We start from the raw sequence: 18,186 nt of genomic DNA on the forward strand, positions 1-18,186 counted from the left end.
GTTATCGCCTGAACTGTACGAGAAACATCCGCAACGAATCGTGCGGGCTCTCGACGTCCTCAATCAGCCAGCCGTCGGGACCGTTGACGACGATGAAGGTGAGCGTGACCGCGCGCCCCTCATTGTCGAACGTGACCGTCACATCCGTCTTGTCGAACTGCCGGCGCGGAATTGCGATCGAGATCGGGCCGAGCCGCCAGGTCGGGCTCTGCACCAGGAAATCGTACGGTGCGTCGTGCAGGGCGGTCCAGGCGCCGCGCAGGCTGGAATCGAAGAATTGCCGGGCCGTTTCGTCGTCGCGCGGCAGGCCATTCGAAAATGCCGGGCTGCCTCTTCCATAGTAGGCGTAGACGTTGCGGATCAGTGATTCCGGCGAACGGAACCCGGCGTCGGCACGGGCGGCCCCGAAGGCGGCCGCAACCAGCAGAAAACCCGCAAGGATCTGGGCGCGTTCCATCAGCTTTATTTGCCGTTGCCGCTGACGTATCTTGCAGGGAAATCCTCCCAAACGAAAGCCGGCCGGCGCAATGCGCGAACTCTTCGACGACGTTCCAGAACAATCCCCGCTCGATCCGCAGGAGGCGGTGCGGCGCCATATCCGCACGCCGCGGCGCAAGCGCTTCTACACCAGCGCCGGCGTGGCCGAGGCCGATGGTGGATTTTCGGTCACGCTCGACGGCAAGCAGATCCGCTCGCCCTCCGGCAAGCCGGTCGTGCTGCCGACCCGCGCCATCGCGGATGCGGTCGCGGCGGAATGGAATGCGCAGGGCGAGACCATCGATCCCATGACCATGCCGCTGACGCGCCTCGCCAACAGCGTGATCGAGGGGGTGATCGATCGCGTCGACGAGGTCGCCGACGATGCGGCAAAATTCCTCGGCAGCGACCTGCTGTGCTATCGCGCCGGCCATCCCGAGACGCTGGTGGCGCGCGAGGCCCGGCATTGGGACCCGATCCTGTTCTGGGCCGCCGATGCGCTCGGCGCCCATTTCGTGATGGCGGAGGGGGTCATGCATGTCGGCCAGCCCGAGCCCGCGATCAAGGCGGCGCGGGCGGCGTTCCCGACCGATCCATGGTCGGTCGCTGCGCTCCATGTGGTGACGACGCTGACCGGCTCGGCGCTGCTGGCGCTGGCGCTCGCGCATGGCGTCCGTGACGAGGACCAGGTCTGGGCCGCTGCCCATGTCGACGAGGACTGGAACATCGAGAAATGGGGCGTCGACGAGGAGGTCGCCGCGCGCCGCGCCGCCCGCCAGGTCGATTTCAAGGCCGCCGCCGGCGTCCTGAGGGAGTTCAGGTCGGCCGCCGGTTAACGAGGGGTTTACGGCGCCGGGCTAGCCTGCGGTTTGACCCTGCCGCCTGGCCGAGACCTCCGACATGGCTATCGCCGTCAATCCCGTGCTGCCGGTGCTCGCTTCGAAAGAGGCGGACAGCGTTGCGCCCGACCTCACGCTGGAGGCCGGCAGCGTCGTCAATGCGCAGGTGCTGAAGGTGTTGTCCGCCGACCTGGTGCGGATCGCGATCGCGAGCCTGTCGATCGACGTCCAGACCGAGGTGCCGCTGCAACAGGGCCAGAATCTGCAGCTTGCGGTATCGCAGACCAGCGACGGCATCCGCCTGCAACTGGTCGGGCCGGGGGCTGACACGGGCGATGCCGTGCAATTGTCGCCGGCAGCGGCCAACGTCACCGCTGCTCCGCAACCCGTCGCCACGGCGCCGAAGGCCGTGTTGACGCCGCTCGAGCGCATCACCATCACCGCGACGGCGCAGCATGCGGCCGCCGTCCAGGGCAGCCAGGCGCCGCTGTTTGCCAACCTTGCGGCGGTCGCTGCGGCCAATCTGCCGCCGAAGCTGCAGGCTGCGATCGCGCAGGTGCTGGCGCAGCAGACCGGCCTCAACGAGAATTTGAGCGGCGATGCCGTCAAGGCGGGATTCCAGAAATCCGGCGTGCTGCTGGAGGCGACGCTCGCCGCGGCCGTAGCACCCGCGGGCGGCGGCGCGCCCGACTTGAAGGCCGCGCTAATCGTGCTGCGCCAGGCGCTGACTTCGCTCGGCGCCGGCGATGCCACAAGGCCCGCGTCCACGCCGCTGCAGCAGCAGTCGCTCGCCAGTGCCGGCACGGCGCCGAGCATCGTGCCGCCGTCAATGCCCGAGCTCGAGGTTCAGGAGATCCTGCTGCCGCAGGCGCGCGTGCCGATTGCCGAGGATCTCACCCGCGGCGCCACCCGCCTCGCAGGCGCGCTCGCGGATGCGCTCGATGCCGGCCCGTCATCCGGCGGCGCGCTCAATCTCATTCAGGAAGCGTTGCACGAGCTCGGCAATCCGGCACGGCAGGGCGCCGCGCCGCGGGAGATGCTGCCCGGCGACGTGCCCGCACGCAGCAGCACGCCGCCACCGCCGTTTCACGGCGCGCTGCCGTCGGCGCAGGCCGTTGCGGAGCCGTCGATTGCATCAGGCACGCCGCTTTCGACCGCCGCGCATCGCCTGCTGGAAAACACCGACGCGGCATTGGCGCGGCAGACCCTGCTGCAGATCGCCTCGCTGTCGGACCGTGGCGACGGCACGCGTCCGCAGCTCGACGCCATGGTGCCGCGCTGGAATTTCGAGATCCCGTTCCTGACCCAGCAGGGCACGGCGATGGCGCAGTTCGAGATTTCCCGCGACGGCGGCGGCAACGAGGTCGAAGCCGCCAAGCGGGTGTGGCGGGCGCGCTTCACGCTCGACGTCGAGCCGGCTGGGCCCGTGCACGCGCTGGTCTCGCTGAACGGCGAGCGCACCTCGGTGCGGATGTGGGCCGAGCGTCCCTCGACCGCCGCGCAGCTGCGCGCCGGCGCTTTCGAGCTGAGCCAGGCGCTGACCAGGGCAGAGCTTACGCCCGGCGACATCGATATCCGCGACGGCAGCCCGCCGCAGCCCGCGCCCGCACGCGCCGGCCATTTCCTGGATCGCGCATCATGAGCGAGACGCAGAACCAGCTCGCGGTCGCACTGCACTACGACCACGCCGGCGCGCCGCGCGTGGTCGCGAAAGGCAAGGGCGCGATCGGCGCCAAGATCATCGAGGTTGCCAAGGCCAACGACATCCCGATTGAGGAGAACGAGGTCTTGGCCGGCGCGCTCTCCAATGTCGAGCTCGGCGACGAGATCCCGGCCGAGCTCTACAAGGCCGTCGCCGAGGTGCTGGTGTTCGTGCTGCGGCTGTCGGGCCGGGTGCGCTAACCCCTGTTGCCATCCTTTCACCACGATGGCATCCACCATCGTTATCGACACGAACCAACCCAAGGTCCTCTCGTGATTCATCGCCGCCGTGCGCTCGGCCTGCTTGCCGCCGCAGCCATTTTGCCGTCGCGCAGCTTCGCCAACGTCTCCTATCAGCGCAGCGAATTTCGCGAGGATCTGCAAAAGAGGTTCTTCGATCTCGGAACCGAGGGCACCTTCGTCGGCTACAAGGTCGACGACTATCTGATCATCGCGAGCGACAAGGTTCGTTCGGGCGAGGGCAAATTGCCGGCCTCGACCTTCAAGATCCCGAACGCGCTGATCGCGCTCGAGACCGGCGTGGTGCAGGACCCGGACAAAGACGTCTTCAAGTGGGACGGCACAACGCGCAGCATCGAGGCCTGGAACAAGGACCACACGCTGCGCTCGGCGCTCGCGGTGTCGGCCTTCCCGGTGTTTCAGGAGATCGCCCGCCGGATCGGCGCGGAGCGGATGCAGAAGTATCTCGACGTCATCGACTATGGCAACCGCGACATCGGCGGCGGCATCGACCAGTTCTGGGTGACGGGCAATCTGCGCATCGATCCGGTGCAGCAGATCGATTTCCTCGACCGGCTGCGCCGCGGCGTGCTGCCGGTCGGCAAGCGCAGCCAGCAACTGGTGTGCGATATCCTTCCCGTGACGAAAGTCGGCGATGCCGTCATTCGCGCCAAGACCGGCCTCACCGACAAGGAGCACGGCTCGCTCGGCTGGCTGGTCGGCTGGGCCGAGAAGGGCAGCGACATCACCGTGTTCGCGATGAACATGGACTGCAAGACCCAGGCCCAGATCGACGCGCGGATGAGCGTCACGCAGCAATGCCTCACCGATAGCGTCGGGCTGTGACGACCTGATCTGCGTGCGCCGCGACTGGTGAGTGCCACGCGGCTCGACTACCATCCTCCGATAAATCAAAGCGGAGGAAATCATGCAATCAGCATCCGTCTGGCTGTCGTCGCTCACGCTGGCCGCGGCCGGCGGCTGGCTCGCGGCCACAATGTTCTCGGCGCCGGCCACCAGCAAGGAGCCGCGCTTCCCGCAGCTCACGATGGATCAGCTCAACGACCAGCAGCGGCCGCTCGGCGAGGCGATCATGAAGGTGTCGAGCGTCGGCATCGGCGGGCCCTACAATCCGATGATCCGCAGCCCGGTGCTTGGCCAGCGGCTCTACGATCTGTTCTATTACCTGCGCTGGCAGACCTCGGTGCCGACGAGGCTGAACGAGTTCGCGATCCTAATCATCGGGCGGCAGTGGCGCTCGCAGGTCGAATGGTTCGCGCATGCACCGCTCGCGGCCAAGGCTGGCTTGTCGGCCGATGTGATCGCCGAGCTGAAAGCCGGCAACCGGCCGTCCAAAATGGTCGACGATGAGGCCGTGGTGTACGATTTCGTCACCGAGCTGACCACGACCAAGAAGGTTTCCGACGAGACCTATGCGCGGGCCAAGAAGATCTTCAACGATCAGCAAATCGTCGATCTCACCGCGCTCGCCGGCAATTACGTGATGGTCGCAATGCTGCTGGCAATGGCGGAGGAGACCGTGCCGCCGGGCAAGGAAGAGCCGTTCAAGGTGGGTGAGAAGTAAGGCGCTGCGCCGGTCGGGCGTGTTCAGACTAGACCGAGGTGCTATCGCGAAGGCGGTGCGCTCCCTCTCCCGCTTGCGGGGGAGGGTTGGGGTGGGGGCTCTCTCCACGAGTCGCATCGCGGACAGAGCCCCCACCCGCATCGCATCTTTGATGCGATGCGACCTCCCCCGCAAGCGGGAGAGGTGGAGCCAGTCTGCCGCGAGACCGATTCACCTCAATCTCATCACGTACTAGCGCCCGATCGCCCGCAGCAAGGCCGGCATCAGTTTCGGGTCGCGGCATTGCGCGACGTTGAAGCGCATGAAGCCGGTGGCCGATTGCGTGGTGCTGAACACGTTGCCCGGCGCCAGCACGATGTTGTCGGCGAGCGCCGCGCGCGCCACGTCGGCGGAATCGCAGCCATCGGGCAGGCGGCACCAGAGCTGGAAGCCGCCGCGCGGCATCAGCCACGGCTCGATGCCGATGCGCTGCAGCTTCTCGCCGACGTCGCGGCGGGCACGCGCTAGCCGCCGGCGCAACTCCTCGACATGCTTGCGGTAGAAGCCGGTCGCCAGAACGCTCGCGATGATTTCGGTCGCGACCGCGCAGGGGCCGCCGAACCCGGTCGCGACCTGTAGATCGACAAGCTGCTCGATCCAGTCGGCGCGCGCTGCGATGAAGCCGCAGCGGAGCGACGCCGACAGCGTCTTGGAGAAGCTGCCGATCCGGATCACGCGGTTCAGCCCGTCGAGCGCCGCGAGCCGTGCCGACGGCTCCGGCTCGAAATCGGCGAAGATGTCGTCCTCGACGATCGTCAGGTCATATGCCGCCGCGGCATTCAGCACGCGGTGCGCCGTCTGCGGCGACATCGTCGCGCCGGTCGGATTGTGCAATCCGGAGACCGTGATGTAGAGCCGCGGCCGCTCGGCTTCGAGCACCGCCTCGAAACTTGCGACGTCGGGGCCCGATGGCGTGTAGGGCACGCTGACCAGCTTGACCTGATGGGCGCGCAGCAGCGCCCGAAAATTGAAATAGCAGGGATCGTCGACCAGCACCGTGTCGCCGGGCCGCAGCAGGAAGCGGCAGATCAGGTCGATCGCCTGGGTGCCGGACATCGTGAGCAGCACCTGCTCGGGCGACACGTCGAGACCCTCGTCGGCGAACCGCGCCATCAGCATGCGGCGCAGCGCCAGCGAGCCGCGCGTCGCACCGTAGTCGGCGAGCACGGCGTCGTCGGCCCGCGCCAGCCCGCGGAACGCGCGCCGCAGCGCCTCGGTCGGCATCCAGTCGGCGGGCAGCCAGCCGCAGCCCGGCTTCAGCGCGCCGCTCGCGGCGTCGAGCGATTGCCGCGACACCCAGAACGGATCGACGGCACGGTCGTGCTGCGGCTGGTCCTTTGTGAGCGCCAGCGGCGGCAGCGCCGCGGACGAGACGTAGAAGCCCGAGCCCGGCCGCGCCCGGATCAGGCCCTCGGCGGCGAGCCGGTCATAGGCCTCGACCACGGTCGAGGGCGAGACGCCCATGGTCGCGGCAAAGCTGCGGATCGAGGGCAGGCGGTCGTCAGCGGCGAGCGCGCGGCTCGCGATCCTGGCGCGGATCGCGTTCATCACGTCGGTGGTCCGGGTCGCCTTCGGCGCCAAAGCGGCGCGATGATTGGATGGCTGCCGCAAGTGTTTGCCTACCTTAAAGTGTATGCCTACCTTGACCCATACAGTTTGGCGATATTGTACTGAACCGTAGCTGCCTTGGCCAGCCCTCCGCCGCTATCCTCGCCTGCGAAAGTCGAGGTGTGCAATGAGCGATTCGAAGACATTGCCGGGGAAGTCCTGGACGGGTGAGGCGAGCGGCGGGTCGCTCGAAGGCTGGGGCAGCGGCCTGCTCGGCGTGATCATCTTCAGCGGCTCGCTGCCGGCCACCCGCGTCGCTGTCGCCGGGTTCTCGCCGCTGTTCCTGACGTCGGCACGCGCTGCGATCGCGGCGCTGCTCGGCGCGGCACTGCTGGCGATGCTGCGGCAGACCTGGCCGCAGCGCAGGGACCTGGTGTCGTTGACCATCGTCGCGCTTGGCGTCGTGATCGGCTTTCCGCTGCTGACCGCGCTGGCGCTCCAGCACATTACCTCGGCGCATTCGATCGTGTTCATCGGGCTGCTGCCGCTGTCGACCGCCGTGTTCGGCGTGCTGCGCGGCGGCGAGCGGCCGAAGCCGCTGTTCTGGCTGTTCTCCTGCATCGGCAGCGCGACGGTCGGCGCCTTCGCTCTGTCGGGCGACGGATCGGCATCGCTGACCGGCGATTTGCTGATGGTCGCCGCCATCATCGTCTGTGGCCTCGGCTATGCCGAGGGTGCTGCGCTGTCGCGCCGGCTCGGCGGCTGGCAGGTGATCTCCTGGGCGCTGGTGCTCTCGGCGCCGGTGGTGCTCGTGATGACCATCATGACGCTGCCGCCGAGCTGGCAGGGCATCGGCGCGCCGGCCTGGCTCGGGCTCGCCTACGTCTCGATCTTCAGCATGCTGGTCGGCTTCGTGTTCTGGTATCGCGGCCTTGCGCTCGGCGGCATCGCCAGCGTCGGCCAGTTGCAGCTGTTGCAGCCGTTCTTCGGCCTCGCGCTGGCCGGGCTGCTGCTGCATGAGCCGGTCGCCTGGTCGATGATCGCAGCGGCCATGCTTGTCGTCGTCTGCGTGGTGTTCGCGCGCCGCTACGCCTAAACGCGTCGGTCCTTCTCCGAAAGAAAGTGAAGATGTCATGCCCGGCTCACGGCCGGGCATGACGAGTCTAGAAAGCGGCGGGCGCTAAGCCGGTTCCTGCGCTTTTCCGATTCGCCCGAGATGGGTGTAGCCGAACCCGCTTGAGTATTTCAGCCCATAGCCGAGCGCGCGGTCGATCCCGATATGGGCAAGCCAGATCATCGCGATCGAGAGCACCAGCGGCCCTTCGCCGGCAAAACCCAGCGTCATCAGCGCCACCGGCGCCAGATAGGTGTGGGCGGCGTTGTAGGCGATGGCGCCGGCCCGCGGGCTGATCAGGTAGGCGGCAAAGCTGATGTCCGGCACCAGGAACAGCAGGACGTAGATCAGCCACGAGCCCTCCCACTTGTAGTAGAGCACGGTCATCCCGACGAACAGCACCAGCCCCTCCAGCCGGAGCAGGGTGCGCACCCCGCCGGTGGCGGCGCCGGCCTCGGCCGTGGTCGTATCAGTCATCGCTGTCTCCCCAGATGTCGGAAAATCCTACCGTTTTTGCGCCCGAACCCGGTCACAAGCGCCTTTCCGGTTCCGAAATGGCCGTGCTAAAGCCATTCCGAACGAAGCGGGCCCCGGCCCGCGCCGGGACGCGGACTGTAGCTAACACGGGCGGAAACAAATGAAAGACATCCTCGACACCCTCGAAGAGCGGCGCGCCAGCGCCAAGCTGGGCGGCGGCGAAAAGCGCATCGAGGCGCAGCACGCCCGCGGCAAGCTGACGGCGCGCGAGCGGATCGAGCTGCTGCTGGACAAGGGCTCGTTCGAGGAATTCGACATGTTCGTCGAGCACCGCTCGATCGAGTTCGGCATGGAGAAGAACAAGATCCCCGGCGACGGCGTCGTCACTGGCTGGGGCACGGTCAACGGCCGCAAGACTTTTGTCTTTGCTAAGGACTTTACAGTTTTCGGCGGCTCGCTGTCGGAAACCCATGCCCTGAAGATCACAAAACTTCAGGACATGGCGATGAAGGCGAGGGCGCCGATCATCGGCCTCTATGACGCCGGCGGCGCGCGCATCCAGGAGGGCGTCGCTGCGCTCGCGGGTTATTCCTACGTGTTCCGCCGCAACGTGCAGGCCTCGGGCGTGATCCCGCAGATCTCCGTCATCATGGGCCCCTGCGCCGGCGGCGACGTCTATTCGCCCGCGATGACCGACTTCATCTTCATGGTGAAGAACACCTCTTACATGTTCGTCACCGGCCCCGACGTGGTGAAGACCGTCACCAACGAAGTCGTGACGGCGGAGGAGCTCGGCGGCGCCTCGGTGCACGCGACGCGCTCCTCGATCGCCGACGGCGCGTTCGAGAACGACGTCGATGCGCTGTTGCAGATGCGCCGCCTGATCGACTTCTTGCCGTCGAACAACACCGACGGTGTGCCGGAATGGCCGAGTTTCGACGACATCGGCCGGGTCGACATGTCGCTCGACACGCTGATCCCCGACAATCCGAACAAGCCCTACGACATGAAGGAGCTGATCCTGAAGGTCGTCGACGAGGGCGACTTCTTCGAGATCTCGGAGACCTTTGCCAAAAACATCGTCACCGGCTTCGGCCGCATCGCCGGCCGCACCGTCGGCTTCGTCGCCAACCAGCCGATGGTGCTGGCCGGCGTGCTCGACAGTGATGCCTCGCGCAAGGCGGCGCGCTTCGTGCGGTTCTGCGATGCCTTCAACATCCCGATCGTCACCTTCGTCGACGTGCCGGGCTTCCTGCCCGGCACCGCGCAGGAATATGGCGGCCTGATCAAGCACGGCGCAAAACTCTTGTTCGCCTATTCGCAGTGCACGGTGCCGCTTGTCACCATCATCACCCGCAAGGCCTATGGCGGCGCCTTCGACGTGATGGCCTCGAAGGAGATCGGCGCCGACATGAACTACGCCTGGCCGACCGCGCAGATCGCGGTCATGGGTGCCAAGGGCGCGGTGGAGATCATCTTCCGCTCTGACATCGGCGATCCCGACAAGATCGCGGCGCGCACCAAGGAATACGAAGACCGCTTCCTGTCGCCCTTCATCGCCGCCGAGCGCGGTTACATCGACGACGTCATCATGCCGCATTCAACCCGGCGGCGGATCGCGCGGGCTCTCGCGATGCTCAGGGACAAGAAGGTCGAGATCCCGGCGAAGAAGCACGACAATCTGCCGCTGTGATGGGAGCGTAGGGTGGGTTAGGCGAAGCCGTAACCCACCATCTTCCTTCGCGATCCACGGCGGGTTACGGCAGCGCCTAACCTCTACGAAGCCAGGCTAGAAGTAGGTCATGCTACCGTCGCTCCATGACTGTTTTCTGATCTCATATGAAGTTCATTGTGAGTCGCGCCGCATCACGCTCCGTGCTCGGCGTGACACCAGGCCTCATCCGGCGCCGGACCCGGCTTCCGACTGTGTCGTCGTCTTTGAGGGGGTAGAAGGCTACGATTTCCGCGACGATGCATTTGGCAACATCATCTTTTCACTGACAGAGATTTCGATCGACAAGGTTCTGCTCGATCATCGCGCGGATATCCGAGAGTCTTACAGCACGTCCGGAGCGCCGGGACCGTGGGCCTGTGATCTCGATTCGGCGAGCGCGATACTCGGCGCTAAAGGAGTTAGGGGGTTCGAGCTTTCGTCTTCGTATGGGCTGTCTGGGTGGATACTCGCGACAAAGGCGACCGCGTAGGACGGCCTAGCGGGGCCTCTACCATCTTGTGATGACGAATGCAGCAGGTTACGGCTATGCCTGACCCGCCCTACAGGTTCGAACCTGATGACCGACGACGAGCCGACCGACGAGATTTCCCAGATCGAGGCGCAGATCGAGGAGCTTGCCGAGAGCGCCGAACGGTCCCAGCGGATCATTCTCGGCTCGAAGATCGCGATCGCGGGCGGGTTCGCATTGCTGCTTGCTGCGCTGCTCGGCCTGTTCAGTTCCGGTGAGACCGCGGCCCTCGGATCGATCGCGCTGGTGCTCGGCGGCATCGTGTCGCTTGGATCGAATGTCAGCACGTTGCGGCAGACCGAAGCCGCCATCAGCACCGCCGAGGCGCGCCGTGCGCGACTGATCGGCAACATCGATCTTCGGCTGGTTCATGATGCGCCGCTGAAGCTGATGTGATGGGCTGGGCGGGCGAGGGCACGCACATGATCGAAACGCCGCGCCTTCGACTTCACAGATGGAACGACCGCCACCGCGACGCGTTCGCGGCGATGCATGCCGATCCCGACGTCATGGCTGACTATGGCGGACCGATCGGTCGGGCGGAGAGCGAGACAAAATTCGAGCGATACGCTGCCGCGCAGCGCGACCACGGCATTTCCCGATGGGCCGTTGAGGATGTCGGCGGCGCATTGCTCGGCTATGCCGGCGTGATGCCGCGGCTGGCGAACGATCATCCGCTCGGCGCTCATTTCGAGATCGGCTGGCGTTTCACGCGCAAGGCCTGGGGCCACGGCTACGCGACCGAGAGCGCCAGCGCGGCGCTGCGGCACGCAATCGATAACGCCGGGCTGCGCGAGATCGTGTCATATACCAGCCTGGACAACGTGCGCTCGCAGGCTGTGATGGCGAGGCTCAATCTGCGGCGCGATCCCGCGCGTGACTTCACGACACTGACATTGCGCGGCGAGCCGTGGCGCGGACTGGTCTGGGTCGTGCCATCGGGATGGCCGCGTGGCTGATTTGCCCTGTCACAAGGCTCGGACGATTCATGTCGCGAGAACGCAGATTTATGACTTACAGATCTCGCCACATATTCAGTGTCGTCCCGGCGAAGGCCGGGACCCATAACCACAAATGCCGCTTATCGCGCGATACCGGAACGACGAGTCCCCGCACAACTCCTGCTGCGGCGTATGGGTCCCGGCCTTCGCCGGGACGACAGCGGGAGGGGCGCACCCTTACTTCGCCGCGAGCGGCACGTAATCGTACTCACCGACGCCTTGCAGGATCAGGAACGTCAGCGACGTCGTGCCGGCGTTGGTGACGAGGTGAGGGCGGGTGGGCCTCACGGCATAGACCTCGCCGGGCTTCAGGTTCACTTCCTCCTTCGGCTCCTGCAGGAACAGCCGCATCTGGCCTCCCAGCACATAGAACGTGTCGGAGATGTTGCTGTGAGTGTGCCACGGCACCTTCTGGGTCGGCGAAAGCTGCAACTCCATGATGCGGAAGCCGGGGCGGGCGGCGTGCTGGGCGCGGCGCTCGACTTCGTAGAGGTGGCTGGCATCCTTGATCGGTTGTCCTGACTTCATGGTCGCCTCCCGGAGATGCTCTTGTGATGCGCGATGCTAGTTCGGTTCGGCCGCGCGTGGAACGGTCGGAATCGGCATGACGGGTAGAACGTGAAGCGGCAGCGTCGTGATGATTGTGTGACGTCACGCCGTTGCAAACGCAGCCGTACGGCGTCGAACTCCGTGAAACGTGAATGCGCGGTTCAGCCGGTGTTCAGGTCGCGGCGAAAAAACTGGCTGACGCAGTTGATCCAACTCAGCAACAAAGGGAACTCTGATGGAACGCCGGGATTTTCTGAAGATCGCCTTCGGTGTCGCCGCCGGTGTGGCGACTTTTGCGATAGCCGCCCAGGCGGCGCCGCTCGCGCCGCTTCCGCTCAATCGGGACGCCCGTGCGCCGGCCGGCAATGATGCGCATCCGGCCGTCACCACCGGCGACGAGGTCGGTCGCCTGAAGCCCGAGCAGGTGCACTGGCATCACGGCCACCGCGGCTGGCATCATCGGCGCTGGCACCACCGGCATTGGGGCTGGCGCCACCGCCATTGGCGCAGGCATCACTGGCGTCATCATCACTGGCGCCACTGGTGATATCGGCGCCGCCTCAAAAAAGAAAAACCCCGCGCGAGGCGGGGTTTTGTTTATGCAGGTGCGCCGCGATCAGATCGGGCGGCAACGGCCGTAGCGCCAGGCGAAACCGTACGGGCAAGCGCGAACGCGCGGCGCCACCACGACCGCGCCGGGTGCGACGACGACGGGGCGCTCAACAACGACCGGGCCGGGAGCGACGACGACGGGGCCGCGGTTTCTGACGCAGCCGCCATAGGGACCGCGATGCCAGCCGGGGCCGCAACCGCCGGCCGCGTCAGCGGCACTGATGCCGGCGAATGCGGTCGTCACCAAAACTGCTGCTGCAAAAAGATACTTCATGTCTTCTCCTTTTAATTCGGCCGCGCTGCGGCACCGCAACAAACTTTAGATTACCGATTCGCCCGGCCGGATCATTGCAGAAGCCGTGCCCGATGTCGCCGACCTTAGTGCTGCGGGCTGAATGCGACATGAATGCTGCAGCTCACAGCTGCGTCAGTGCGTCGCAAGCAAATGAGCCCAGCATCAATTTGAAACATTTCGCAATCGCGAGCAGGACGGAGCGCGCAGCGGCGTGCGCGAAGACGTATCGGAGAGCGATGCAAGCACGAGCAAGCGTTCGCGAACGACCGCGACTTGAATGCGCGATGTTACTCGCCCGCGCCGAACAGCGCAGCGAACCGCTTCTCGCCGTTTCGCGAGAAATTGACCACGCGGCTGCCCGGCGCAGCATCGCGCGCGGCCCATTTCAATTCGGTGAAGCGGTCCATCATCGCGGCGCCCAGCGTGCCGGCGAGATGGTGCCGTCGCTCACTCCAGTCGAGGCAGGCTTTGCACACCGGGCGGCGCGGATGCGTCAGCGCATCGGCGTCGATCTGCAGCTCCTCGGCCATGAAGCGCTTGCCTTCGCCGGTCAGCTCGATCGCCTGCTTGCTCTGGCGCACCAGCTTCTGCCGCCGCATGCTGTCGAGCATCTGCACGCCGAGATCGCCGGCGAGATGGTCGTAGCAGATGCGAGCACGGCGCAGCGCCGGATCCTTCGGCCCGGTGCGCACGCGCATATGGCCGGCGCGGGCAGCGATGCCCTGCAAGCCTTCGAGCACGTCGGCGACGTCGGGGTCGGAGAGCCGGTAGTAGCGGTGGCGGCCCTGCTTCTCGGGCTCGATCAGCCCGCCGGCCTCGAGCTTGGCGAGATGCGAGCTCGCCGTTTGTGGCGTGATGCCGGCCTCCTGCGCCAGCTCGCTCGCGGTCAGCGCGCGGCCGGTCATCAGCGCGGTCAGCATGTTGCAACGTGCGGGATCGCCGACCAGAGCGGCGATCCGGGAGATGTCGGGTCCTGCTTTCATAGTTCGATGATAGCCGAAGCATCGAGGTCGGGCAAGGCGGTAGTGTCCATCGTGCCCGTCGCCCGCAATGACGAAACACCAGGAGGCTCAAATGACCGTCACCGTCTTCATCCGCTACCAGCTCGATCCGTTCAAGCGCGCGATGTTCGAGGAGTATTCGCGGAACTGGCTCTCGATCATCCCGCGCTGCGGCGGCGATCTGCTCGGCTACTGGATGCCGCACGAGGGCACCAACAACATCGCCTTCGCGCTGATCTCGTTCGAGAGCCTTGCCGCCTACGAGGCCTATCGCGCGCGCCTGCGCCAGGACGGCGAGGGCGTGGCGAACTTCAACTTCGCGGAACAAAACCGCTTCATCCTTGCCGAGGAGCGGACATTTCTGCGCAAGGTCGAGCTATAGTCGTTCCACAACAACAATGCGCGGAGGCGCCCATGATTGCCGTGATCTTCGAAGTCTGGCCGAAGGCTGAGCACCGGGATCTCTATTTCGACCTTGCCGCCGAGTTGAAGCCGATCCTGCAGGAGATCGACGGCTTCATCTCGGTCGAGCGGTACGAGAGCCTCACCGAGAAGGGCAAGTTCGTGTCGCTGTCATTCTTCCGCGACGAGGCCGCGGTAGAAGCCTGGCGCAACACGGTCGAGCACCGCCGCACACAGGCCAAGGGCCGCGCGCGGATCTTCGACAATTACCGGCTGCGGGTCGCGAGCGTGATGCGTGACTACGGCCTGAACGAACGCGATCAGGCGCCGAAGGACAGCCGTGCGGTGCACGAAGCGAAGCTCTAGCGCTCGCATATGCGCGTGCCTATCTCTGCGCGGCCAACGAATCTAGGGAGCGACCAATGCCACTGCCAACTGCTGACAAACGAGCCGCCTTCAAGAAGCTGCACGAGAGCGGGTGCTTCATCATTCCGAACCCATTCGACGTCGGCAGCGCCCGTGCCTTGCAACATCTCGGCTTCAAGGCGCTGGCCTCGACCAGCGCGGGCTTTGCCTGGACCATCGCCAAGGCCGACAACCGCGTCACCGTCGACGACGTCTGCGATCACCTGACGGCGCTGTGCGCGGCGGTCGATATTCCCGTCAACGCCGATTTCGAGGGTGGCTTCGCGGTCGAGCCGGACAAGGTCGCGGTCAATGTCGCACGCGGCGTCAAGACCGGTGTCGCCGGGCTCTCGATCGAGGACTCCACGGGAGATGCCGCCAACCCGTTGTACGAGCACAAGCTCGCGGTCGAGCGCATCAGGGCGGCGCGCAAGGCGATCGATGCCGACAACAGCGGCGTGCTGCTCACCGGCCGCTGCGAGGCGTTCCTGTGGGGCAAGAAGGACCTCAATCTGGTGATCGAACGGCTGCAGGCCTATTCGGAAGCCGGAGCGGATGTGCTGTATTCGCCGGGCATCTCGACCAGAGAAGAAATCTCTGCGGTCGTGAAGGCGGTGGCGCCGAAGCCGGTCAATCTCCTGATCGGCGGCGCGTCCGAGCTGACGCTGCAAGCGGTCGGCGACCTCGGCGTGCGGCGGATCAGCGTCGGCGGCGCGTTGGCGCGGATGGCCTGGACCGGCGTCATGAAGGCGGCCAAGGAAATGGCCGAGAAGGGCACCTTCACCGAATTCGCCAACGGCTATCCCGGTGGCGAGCTCAACAAGATGTTCAAATAGACTTCGCGCGAAAAAAAGCGGCGGGCCGTTGGGGCCCGCCGCTCGCGCCTGGTCAGTGTCATCACGCGTTACTTGGCATTCTCGGCCGGCGGAGCCGCCGGCTTGTTCATGTCCGACTTGTTCATGTCAGACGGCGGGCTCGCCGGGTTGGCCGGCGCCGCGCCCGTGGTTACGCCGGGCTGGCTGTTCGGCTTCGGCGTCACGTCGCGCATGCCCGGGGGCGGCGCGGCCGGGTTGACCGGCTGAGTCTGCGCGGTCTGTGTCGACGGCGTCGTGCCGGCCTCGTGCACCGAGGTGTTGTTCAACCCGTAGAACAGTGCGCCGAGCACCACGGCCACCGCAACTGCGAACATCGCGACCTTGGTGCTGCTCGCCGGTCCCTCTTGGAGTTCCGGATCCGGCTGCAGCTCGTTGTCCAGGCTGTTGAAGCGCGCCTGACGGCGGATTTCGTCATCGGTCAGGTTGGCGCGATACGGATCGTCAGGGTTGTAAGTCATTTCAAAGTTCCTCCGTTAGCCCCCCAAGGCTAAGCGTCAAGGCTAAGCGCGTAGGCTAAACGCAGGAGACAATCGCTGGCGCGTGAGGATGTTCCGCGCCAATGTTGCAACCTGTTCATGCGGGAACCGACGATTCCCTGGAGTGTTTTCGCGCGAAGTGGATACCGGTTCGCGTGAAGAAAACGCGTCAAAACAAGAATCTAGAGCCCCCGTTCCTGTTCAATCGGAACGGGATAGGCTCTAGGTTCCGAACCTGTTCCATGAGGCCTTTTCAATGTGGACCATGCCGCCCACCGATTCGGTGCTGCACGTGCTCTCGTTCATTGCCGTTGCGGCGCAATCGATGACGGCGGCGCTGGCGGCCGGCAGGCGCAGCATGGATTGGGCCGGCGTCTGCATGCTGGGAGCGATCACCGCGCTCGGTGGCGGCACCATCCGCGACGTGCTGCTCGGGCACTATCCGCTGCTCTGGGTCGCGCATCCGATCTACCTTGCGATCGCGGCGGCCGGCGCCTTCGCCACCATCCTGCTGGCGCGGCTGGTGCACAGGCTCAATCTCGCATTCCTGGTGCTCGATGCGATCGGGCTTGTGGTGTTCACCATGGCCGGCTGCGACGTGGCCTGGCAGGTCGACGCCTCGCTGCCGATCGTGATCGTCTCCGGCATGATCACCGGCTGTGCCGGCGGCGTGCTGCGCGACATCCTCTGCAATGATGTGCCGCTGCTGTTTCGCAGCGAGCTCTACGCCAGCGTCTCGGTGGTGACGGGGCTGTTCTATGCGACCGCCTTCGGGCTGCAGCTCAACGACTGGCTCTGGACCGGGCTGACCTTCGTGCTCGGCCTGACGTTCCGGATGTTGGCGATCCGCTACAAATGGGAGATGCCGAAATTCGTCTTCAGCGGCGAGGATCGCTGATCAGCTATTTCGCCGTCAGCGCCCTTATTTCGCTGTCCGCGCCTTGGCGACCTCGTCCGCCGTCACGGCCGGCGCCGCATTGCCCCAGGAATTTCGGATGTAGGTTGCGACGTCGGCGACCTCCTGGTCGGTGAGTTTTGGATAGGCCGGCATCGAGCCTGCGTTGGGTGCGCGCGGCGTGGTCAAGGTCTGCGCGCCGTCGAGGATGATGCGCAGCGTGCTCGCAGGATTAGCCGATTGCAAATTGGTATTGCCGGGCAGCGGCGGATAGATCCGTGGCGCGCCGGAGCCATCGAGTTCATGGCAGGCGACGCAGGCGCCGCGATAGAGCCGCTCGCCATTGCTCATCTGCGCCGGTGAGGGCGGGGTGACCGCAGGTTCCGGCGCGCCGGCCGGCAGGCTCTTCAGATAGACCGCGATCGCGTGCACGTCGGCGTCGCTCATCTTCGAGGTCGAGTTGACCACCACCTCGGACATCAACGGACCGGCATGGCTGTGCCCGTTGCGGCCGCTCTGCAGATATTCGGCGATGTCGCCTGCGCTCCATGATTTCAGCCCGCTGCGCGCCGCGCCGTCGAGCCGCGGCGCGAACATGCCCTGGACCATGCTGCCACTGAGCGCCTGGTCGCGCCTGTCGGCGCCGAACGCATTCTTCGGCGTATGGCAGGCGCCGCAGTGGGCGAGGGCCTCGACGAGGTAGCGGCCGCGATTCCATTCCGCGGTCCTGCTCTGGTCCGGCTGGATGATCCCGGGCGTAAAGAACAGGGCGTTCCAGCCGCGCATCAGCACGCGGTAGTTCAACGGCCAGCGCAGCTCGGGCGGCGGCGCCTTGTTGCTGACCGGCGCCAGCGTCGCGAGATAGGCGCGGATCGCCAGGATGTCGTTGCGGATCAGCTTGGTGAAAGACGGGTAGGGGAAGGCGGGATAGTAATGCGCCCCGTTCGGCGAGACGCCCATCCGCAGCGCGCGCAGGAAATCGTCGTCGCTCCAGCCGCCGATGCCGGTATCGCGATCGGGGGTCAGGTTCGGCGAGAACACCGCACCGAATGGCGTGTCGATCCGCTTGCCGCCGGCGAACGGCTTGGCCGGATCGGCGGTGTGGCAGCTCGCACAGTCGCCGGCAATCGTGAGCGCCTTGCCGCGGGCGACAATGTCGTCGTCGGCTGGCGCGGCGGTGCATTCGCGAGCCGCGAACGCACTGCACAACAGCATACTGGCCAGAATCGCACCGGTCGTCCGATGTTGTCGCCGCATCCAATCACCTTCCGGTCCACAGGACGCGTTACGCCATTTCGCCGCGGGCCTGTCCAGCGACAGAAACCGAAACGGCGCTGCAATATTCCCGGCACGATGTTGCGATTTTTGAGCGACGGGCTCGGTCGCCCAGAATTGTGCTGCGCGGGCCGGAA

General features: G+C 65.8%; 22 protein-coding genes. 14 read left to right on the top strand and 8 right to left on the bottom strand.

Annotated elements, in window-relative coordinates; all coding sequences use genetic code 11:
• Window position 1: 1 nt before the first annotated feature.
• Window positions 2-457 carry a hypothetical protein gene (locus BraRD5C2_RS05890; RefSeq protein WP_223967373.1) on the bottom strand — a complete coding sequence of 152 codons (456 nt, stop codon included), beginning with the start codon at window positions 455-457 and terminating at the stop codon, window positions 2-4.
• 70 nt (window positions 458-527) lie between these two features.
• Here BraRD5C2_RS05890 and BraRD5C2_RS05895 point away from each other — a divergent pair, with 70 nt between their 5' ends.
• The 5 genes from BraRD5C2_RS05895 (at window position 528) to BraRD5C2_RS05915 (ending at window position 4,842) form a co-directional block, all read left to right on the top strand.
• The gene (locus tag BraRD5C2_RS05895) at window positions 528-1,313 is read left to right on the top strand and encodes an ATP12 family chaperone protein (RefSeq protein ID WP_223967374.1); all 786 of its coding nucleotides are present in this window, start codon (window positions 528-530) and stop codon (window positions 1,311-1,313) included.
• 64 nt (window positions 1,314-1,377) lie between these two features.
• Window positions 1,378-2,958, top strand: a complete 1,581-nt coding sequence (gene fliK, locus BraRD5C2_RS05900) for a flagellar hook-length control protein FliK (RefSeq protein ID WP_223967375.1) — start codon at window positions 1,378-1,380, stop codon at window positions 2,956-2,958.
• Complete coding sequence (locus tag BraRD5C2_RS05905; RefSeq protein WP_223967376.1) at window positions 2,955-3,218, top strand: EscU/YscU/HrcU family type III secretion system export apparatus switch protein; 264 nt, start codon at window positions 2,955-2,957, stop codon at window positions 3,216-3,218. Before fliK ends, BraRD5C2_RS05905 begins: the two co-directional genes overlap by 4 nt.
• Before the next feature lie 72 nt (window positions 3,219-3,290).
• Window positions 3,291-4,103, top strand: a complete 813-nt coding sequence (blaOXA, locus tag BraRD5C2_RS05910; protein ID WP_223967377.1) for a class D beta-lactamase — start codon at window positions 3,291-3,293, stop codon at window positions 4,101-4,103.
• Between the two features lie 82 nt (window positions 4,104-4,185).
• The gene (locus BraRD5C2_RS05915; protein ID WP_223967378.1) at window positions 4,186-4,842 is read left to right on the top strand and encodes a carboxymuconolactone decarboxylase family protein; all 657 of its coding nucleotides are present in this window, start codon (window positions 4,186-4,188) and stop codon (window positions 4,840-4,842) included.
• Window positions 4,843-5,073: 231 nt separating this feature from the next.
• Here the strand turns inward: BraRD5C2_RS05915 and BraRD5C2_RS05920 are convergent, their stop codons facing one another.
• Window positions 5,074-6,429, bottom strand: a complete 1,356-nt coding sequence (locus BraRD5C2_RS05920) for an aminotransferase-like domain-containing protein (RefSeq protein WP_223967657.1) — start codon at window positions 6,427-6,429, stop codon at window positions 5,074-5,076.
• Between the two features lie 187 nt (window positions 6,430-6,616).
• On the opposite strand from BraRD5C2_RS05920, the gene BraRD5C2_RS05925 reads away from it, so the two are divergent.
• A complete protein-coding gene (locus BraRD5C2_RS05925) occupies window positions 6,617-7,525 on the top strand; it encodes a DMT family transporter (RefSeq protein ID WP_223967379.1) in 909 nt (302 codons plus the stop codon).
• Window positions 7,526-7,609: 84 nt separating this feature from the next.
• Here the strand turns inward: BraRD5C2_RS05925 and BraRD5C2_RS05930 are convergent, their stop codons facing one another.
• On the bottom strand, window positions 7,610-8,020 hold the full coding sequence (locus BraRD5C2_RS05930) for a DUF4260 domain-containing protein (protein ID WP_223967380.1): 411 nt from the start codon (window positions 8,018-8,020) through the stop codon (window positions 7,610-7,612).
• Window positions 8,021-8,180: 160 nt separating this feature from the next.
• Between BraRD5C2_RS05930 and BraRD5C2_RS05935 the strand changes: the two genes are divergently transcribed.
• The 3 genes from BraRD5C2_RS05935 (at window position 8,181) to BraRD5C2_RS05945 (ending at window position 11,222) form a co-directional block, all read left to right on the top strand.
• On the top strand, window positions 8,181-9,713 hold the full coding sequence (locus tag BraRD5C2_RS05935) for an acyl-CoA carboxylase subunit beta (RefSeq protein ID WP_223967381.1): 1,533 nt from the start codon (window positions 8,181-8,183) through the stop codon (window positions 9,711-9,713).
• A gap of 598 nt (window positions 9,714-10,311) precedes the next feature.
• Complete coding sequence (locus tag BraRD5C2_RS05940) at window positions 10,312-10,659, top strand: hypothetical protein (RefSeq protein ID WP_223967382.1); 348 nt, start codon at window positions 10,312-10,314, stop codon at window positions 10,657-10,659.
• 26 nt (window positions 10,660-10,685) lie between these two features.
• A complete protein-coding gene (locus BraRD5C2_RS05945) occupies window positions 10,686-11,222 on the top strand; it encodes a GNAT family N-acetyltransferase (protein ID WP_223967383.1) in 537 nt (178 codons plus the stop codon).
• 219 nt (window positions 11,223-11,441) lie between these two features.
• Here the strand turns inward: BraRD5C2_RS05945 and BraRD5C2_RS05950 are convergent, their stop codons facing one another.
• Window positions 11,442-11,792, bottom strand: a complete 351-nt coding sequence (locus tag BraRD5C2_RS05950) for a cupin domain-containing protein (protein ID WP_223967384.1) — start codon at window positions 11,790-11,792, stop codon at window positions 11,442-11,444.
• Window positions 11,793-12,048: 256 nt separating this feature from the next.
• Here BraRD5C2_RS05950 and BraRD5C2_RS05955 point away from each other — a divergent pair, with 256 nt between their 5' ends.
• Window positions 12,049-12,360: a twin-arginine translocation signal domain-containing protein gene (locus BraRD5C2_RS05955; protein WP_223967385.1), complete on the top strand. Its 312-nt coding sequence runs from the start codon at window positions 12,049-12,051 to the stop codon at window positions 12,358-12,360.
• Between the two features lie 69 nt (window positions 12,361-12,429).
• Here the strand turns inward: BraRD5C2_RS05955 and BraRD5C2_RS05960 are convergent, their stop codons facing one another.
• The gene (locus BraRD5C2_RS05960; RefSeq protein WP_092114950.1) at window positions 12,430-12,699 is read right to left on the bottom strand and encodes a GCG_CRPN prefix-to-repeats domain-containing protein; all 270 of its coding nucleotides are present in this window, start codon (window positions 12,697-12,699) and stop codon (window positions 12,430-12,432) included.
• Window positions 12,700-13,007: 308 nt separating this feature from the next.
• Window positions 13,008-13,703 carry an ArsR/SmtB family transcription factor gene (locus BraRD5C2_RS05965; RefSeq protein WP_050402286.1) on the bottom strand — a complete coding sequence of 232 codons (696 nt, stop codon included), beginning with the start codon at window positions 13,701-13,703 and terminating at the stop codon, window positions 13,008-13,010.
• A 91-nt stretch (window positions 13,704-13,794) separates the two neighbouring features.
• Here BraRD5C2_RS05965 and BraRD5C2_RS05970 point away from each other — a divergent pair, with 91 nt between their 5' ends.
• From BraRD5C2_RS05970 to BraRD5C2_RS05980, 3 genes are read left to right on the top strand one after another with little or no spacing between them, the layout of a single operon-like run.
• On the top strand, window positions 13,795-14,103 hold the full coding sequence (locus BraRD5C2_RS05970) for an NIPSNAP family protein (RefSeq protein ID WP_223967386.1): 309 nt from the start codon (window positions 13,795-13,797) through the stop codon (window positions 14,101-14,103).
• A 32-nt stretch (window positions 14,104-14,135) separates the two neighbouring features.
• Window positions 14,136-14,489 carry an antibiotic biosynthesis monooxygenase family protein gene (locus tag BraRD5C2_RS05975; RefSeq protein ID WP_223967387.1) on the top strand — a complete coding sequence of 118 codons (354 nt, stop codon included), beginning with the start codon at window positions 14,136-14,138 and terminating at the stop codon, window positions 14,487-14,489.
• 56 nt (window positions 14,490-14,545) lie between these two features.
• Window positions 14,546-15,364, top strand: coding sequence for an isocitrate lyase/PEP mutase family protein (locus BraRD5C2_RS05980; RefSeq protein WP_223967388.1), 819 nt, complete (start codon window positions 14,546-14,548; stop codon window positions 15,362-15,364).
• A gap of 68 nt (window positions 15,365-15,432) precedes the next feature.
• On the opposite strand, the gene BraRD5C2_RS05985 is transcribed toward BraRD5C2_RS05980, so the two are convergent.
• Window positions 15,433-15,861 carry a hypothetical protein gene (locus BraRD5C2_RS05985; protein ID WP_223967389.1) on the bottom strand — a complete coding sequence of 143 codons (429 nt, stop codon included), beginning with the start codon at window positions 15,859-15,861 and terminating at the stop codon, window positions 15,433-15,435.
• A 274-nt stretch (window positions 15,862-16,135) separates the two neighbouring features.
• Here BraRD5C2_RS05985 and BraRD5C2_RS05990 point away from each other — a divergent pair, with 274 nt between their 5' ends.
• Window positions 16,136-16,777: a trimeric intracellular cation channel family protein gene (locus tag BraRD5C2_RS05990; protein ID WP_223967390.1), complete on the top strand. Its 642-nt coding sequence runs from the start codon at window positions 16,136-16,138 to the stop codon at window positions 16,775-16,777.
• 24 nt (window positions 16,778-16,801) lie between these two features.
• Here BraRD5C2_RS05990 and BraRD5C2_RS05995 read toward each other — a convergent pair whose 3' ends face one another.
• Window positions 16,802-18,031: a cytochrome c gene (locus tag BraRD5C2_RS05995; protein WP_223967391.1), complete on the bottom strand. Its 1,230-nt coding sequence runs from the start codon at window positions 18,029-18,031 to the stop codon at window positions 16,802-16,804.
• Between the last annotated feature and the right edge of the window lie 155 nt (window positions 18,032-18,186).

The sequence above is a fragment of the Bradyrhizobium sp. RD5-C2 genome (assembly GCF_019972155.1).
Classification (GTDB): domain Bacteria; phylum Pseudomonadota; class Alphaproteobacteria; order Rhizobiales; family Xanthobacteraceae; genus Bradyrhizobium.

Excerpts from the sequence above, each read along its gene's own strand:
- BraRD5C2_RS05890 (WP_223967373.1), bottom strand. The coding sequence starts at position 457 with ATGGAACGCGCCCAGATCCTTGCGGGTTTTCTGCTGGTTGCGGCCGCC.
- BraRD5C2_RS05895 (WP_223967374.1), top strand. The coding sequence starts at position 528 with ATGCGCGAACTCTTCGACGACGTTCCAGAACAATCCCCGCTCGATCCG.
- fliK (WP_223967375.1), top strand. The coding sequence starts at position 1,378 with ATGGCTATCGCCGTCAATCCCGTGCTGCCGGTGCTCGCTTCGAAAGAG.
- BraRD5C2_RS05905 (WP_223967376.1), top strand. The coding sequence starts at position 2,955 with ATGAGCGAGACGCAGAACCAGCTCGCGGTCGCACTGCACTACGACCAC.
- BraRD5C2_RS05915 (WP_223967378.1), top strand. The coding sequence starts at position 4,186 with ATGCAATCAGCATCCGTCTGGCTGTCGTCGCTCACGCTGGCCGCGGCC.
- BraRD5C2_RS05920 (WP_223967657.1), bottom strand. The coding sequence starts at position 6,429 with ATGAACGCGATCCGCGCCAGGATCGCGAGCCGCGCGCTCGCCGCTGAC.
- BraRD5C2_RS05925 (WP_223967379.1), top strand. The coding sequence starts at position 6,617 with ATGAGCGATTCGAAGACATTGCCGGGGAAGTCCTGGACGGGTGAGGCG.
- BraRD5C2_RS05930 (WP_223967380.1), bottom strand. The coding sequence starts at position 8,020 with ATGACTGATACGACCACGGCCGAGGCCGGCGCCGCCACCGGCGGGGTG.
- BraRD5C2_RS05935 (WP_223967381.1), top strand. The coding sequence starts at position 8,181 with ATGAAAGACATCCTCGACACCCTCGAAGAGCGGCGCGCCAGCGCCAAG.
- BraRD5C2_RS05940 (WP_223967382.1), top strand. The coding sequence starts at position 10,312 with ATGACCGACGACGAGCCGACCGACGAGATTTCCCAGATCGAGGCGCAG.
- BraRD5C2_RS05945 (WP_223967383.1), top strand. The coding sequence starts at position 10,686 with ATGATCGAAACGCCGCGCCTTCGACTTCACAGATGGAACGACCGCCAC.
- BraRD5C2_RS05950 (WP_223967384.1), bottom strand. The coding sequence starts at position 11,792 with ATGAAGTCAGGACAACCGATCAAGGATGCCAGCCACCTCTACGAAGTC.
- BraRD5C2_RS05955 (WP_223967385.1), top strand. The coding sequence starts at position 12,049 with ATGGAACGCCGGGATTTTCTGAAGATCGCCTTCGGTGTCGCCGCCGGT.
- BraRD5C2_RS05960 (WP_092114950.1), bottom strand. The coding sequence starts at position 12,699 with ATGAAGTATCTTTTTGCAGCAGCAGTTTTGGTGACGACCGCATTCGCC.
- BraRD5C2_RS05965 (WP_050402286.1), bottom strand. The coding sequence starts at position 13,703 with ATGAAAGCAGGACCCGACATCTCCCGGATCGCCGCTCTGGTCGGCGAT.
- BraRD5C2_RS05970 (WP_223967386.1), top strand. The coding sequence starts at position 13,795 with ATGACCGTCACCGTCTTCATCCGCTACCAGCTCGATCCGTTCAAGCGC.
- BraRD5C2_RS05975 (WP_223967387.1), top strand. The coding sequence starts at position 14,136 with ATGATTGCCGTGATCTTCGAAGTCTGGCCGAAGGCTGAGCACCGGGAT.
- BraRD5C2_RS05980 (WP_223967388.1), top strand. The coding sequence starts at position 14,546 with ATGCCACTGCCAACTGCTGACAAACGAGCCGCCTTCAAGAAGCTGCAC.
- BraRD5C2_RS05985 (WP_223967389.1), bottom strand. The coding sequence starts at position 15,861 with ATGACTTACAACCCTGACGATCCGTATCGCGCCAACCTGACCGATGAC.
- BraRD5C2_RS05990 (WP_223967390.1), top strand. The coding sequence starts at position 16,136 with ATGTGGACCATGCCGCCCACCGATTCGGTGCTGCACGTGCTCTCGTTC.
- BraRD5C2_RS05995 (WP_223967391.1), bottom strand. The coding sequence starts at position 18,031 with ATGCGGCGACAACATCGGACGACCGGTGCGATTCTGGCCAGTATGCTG.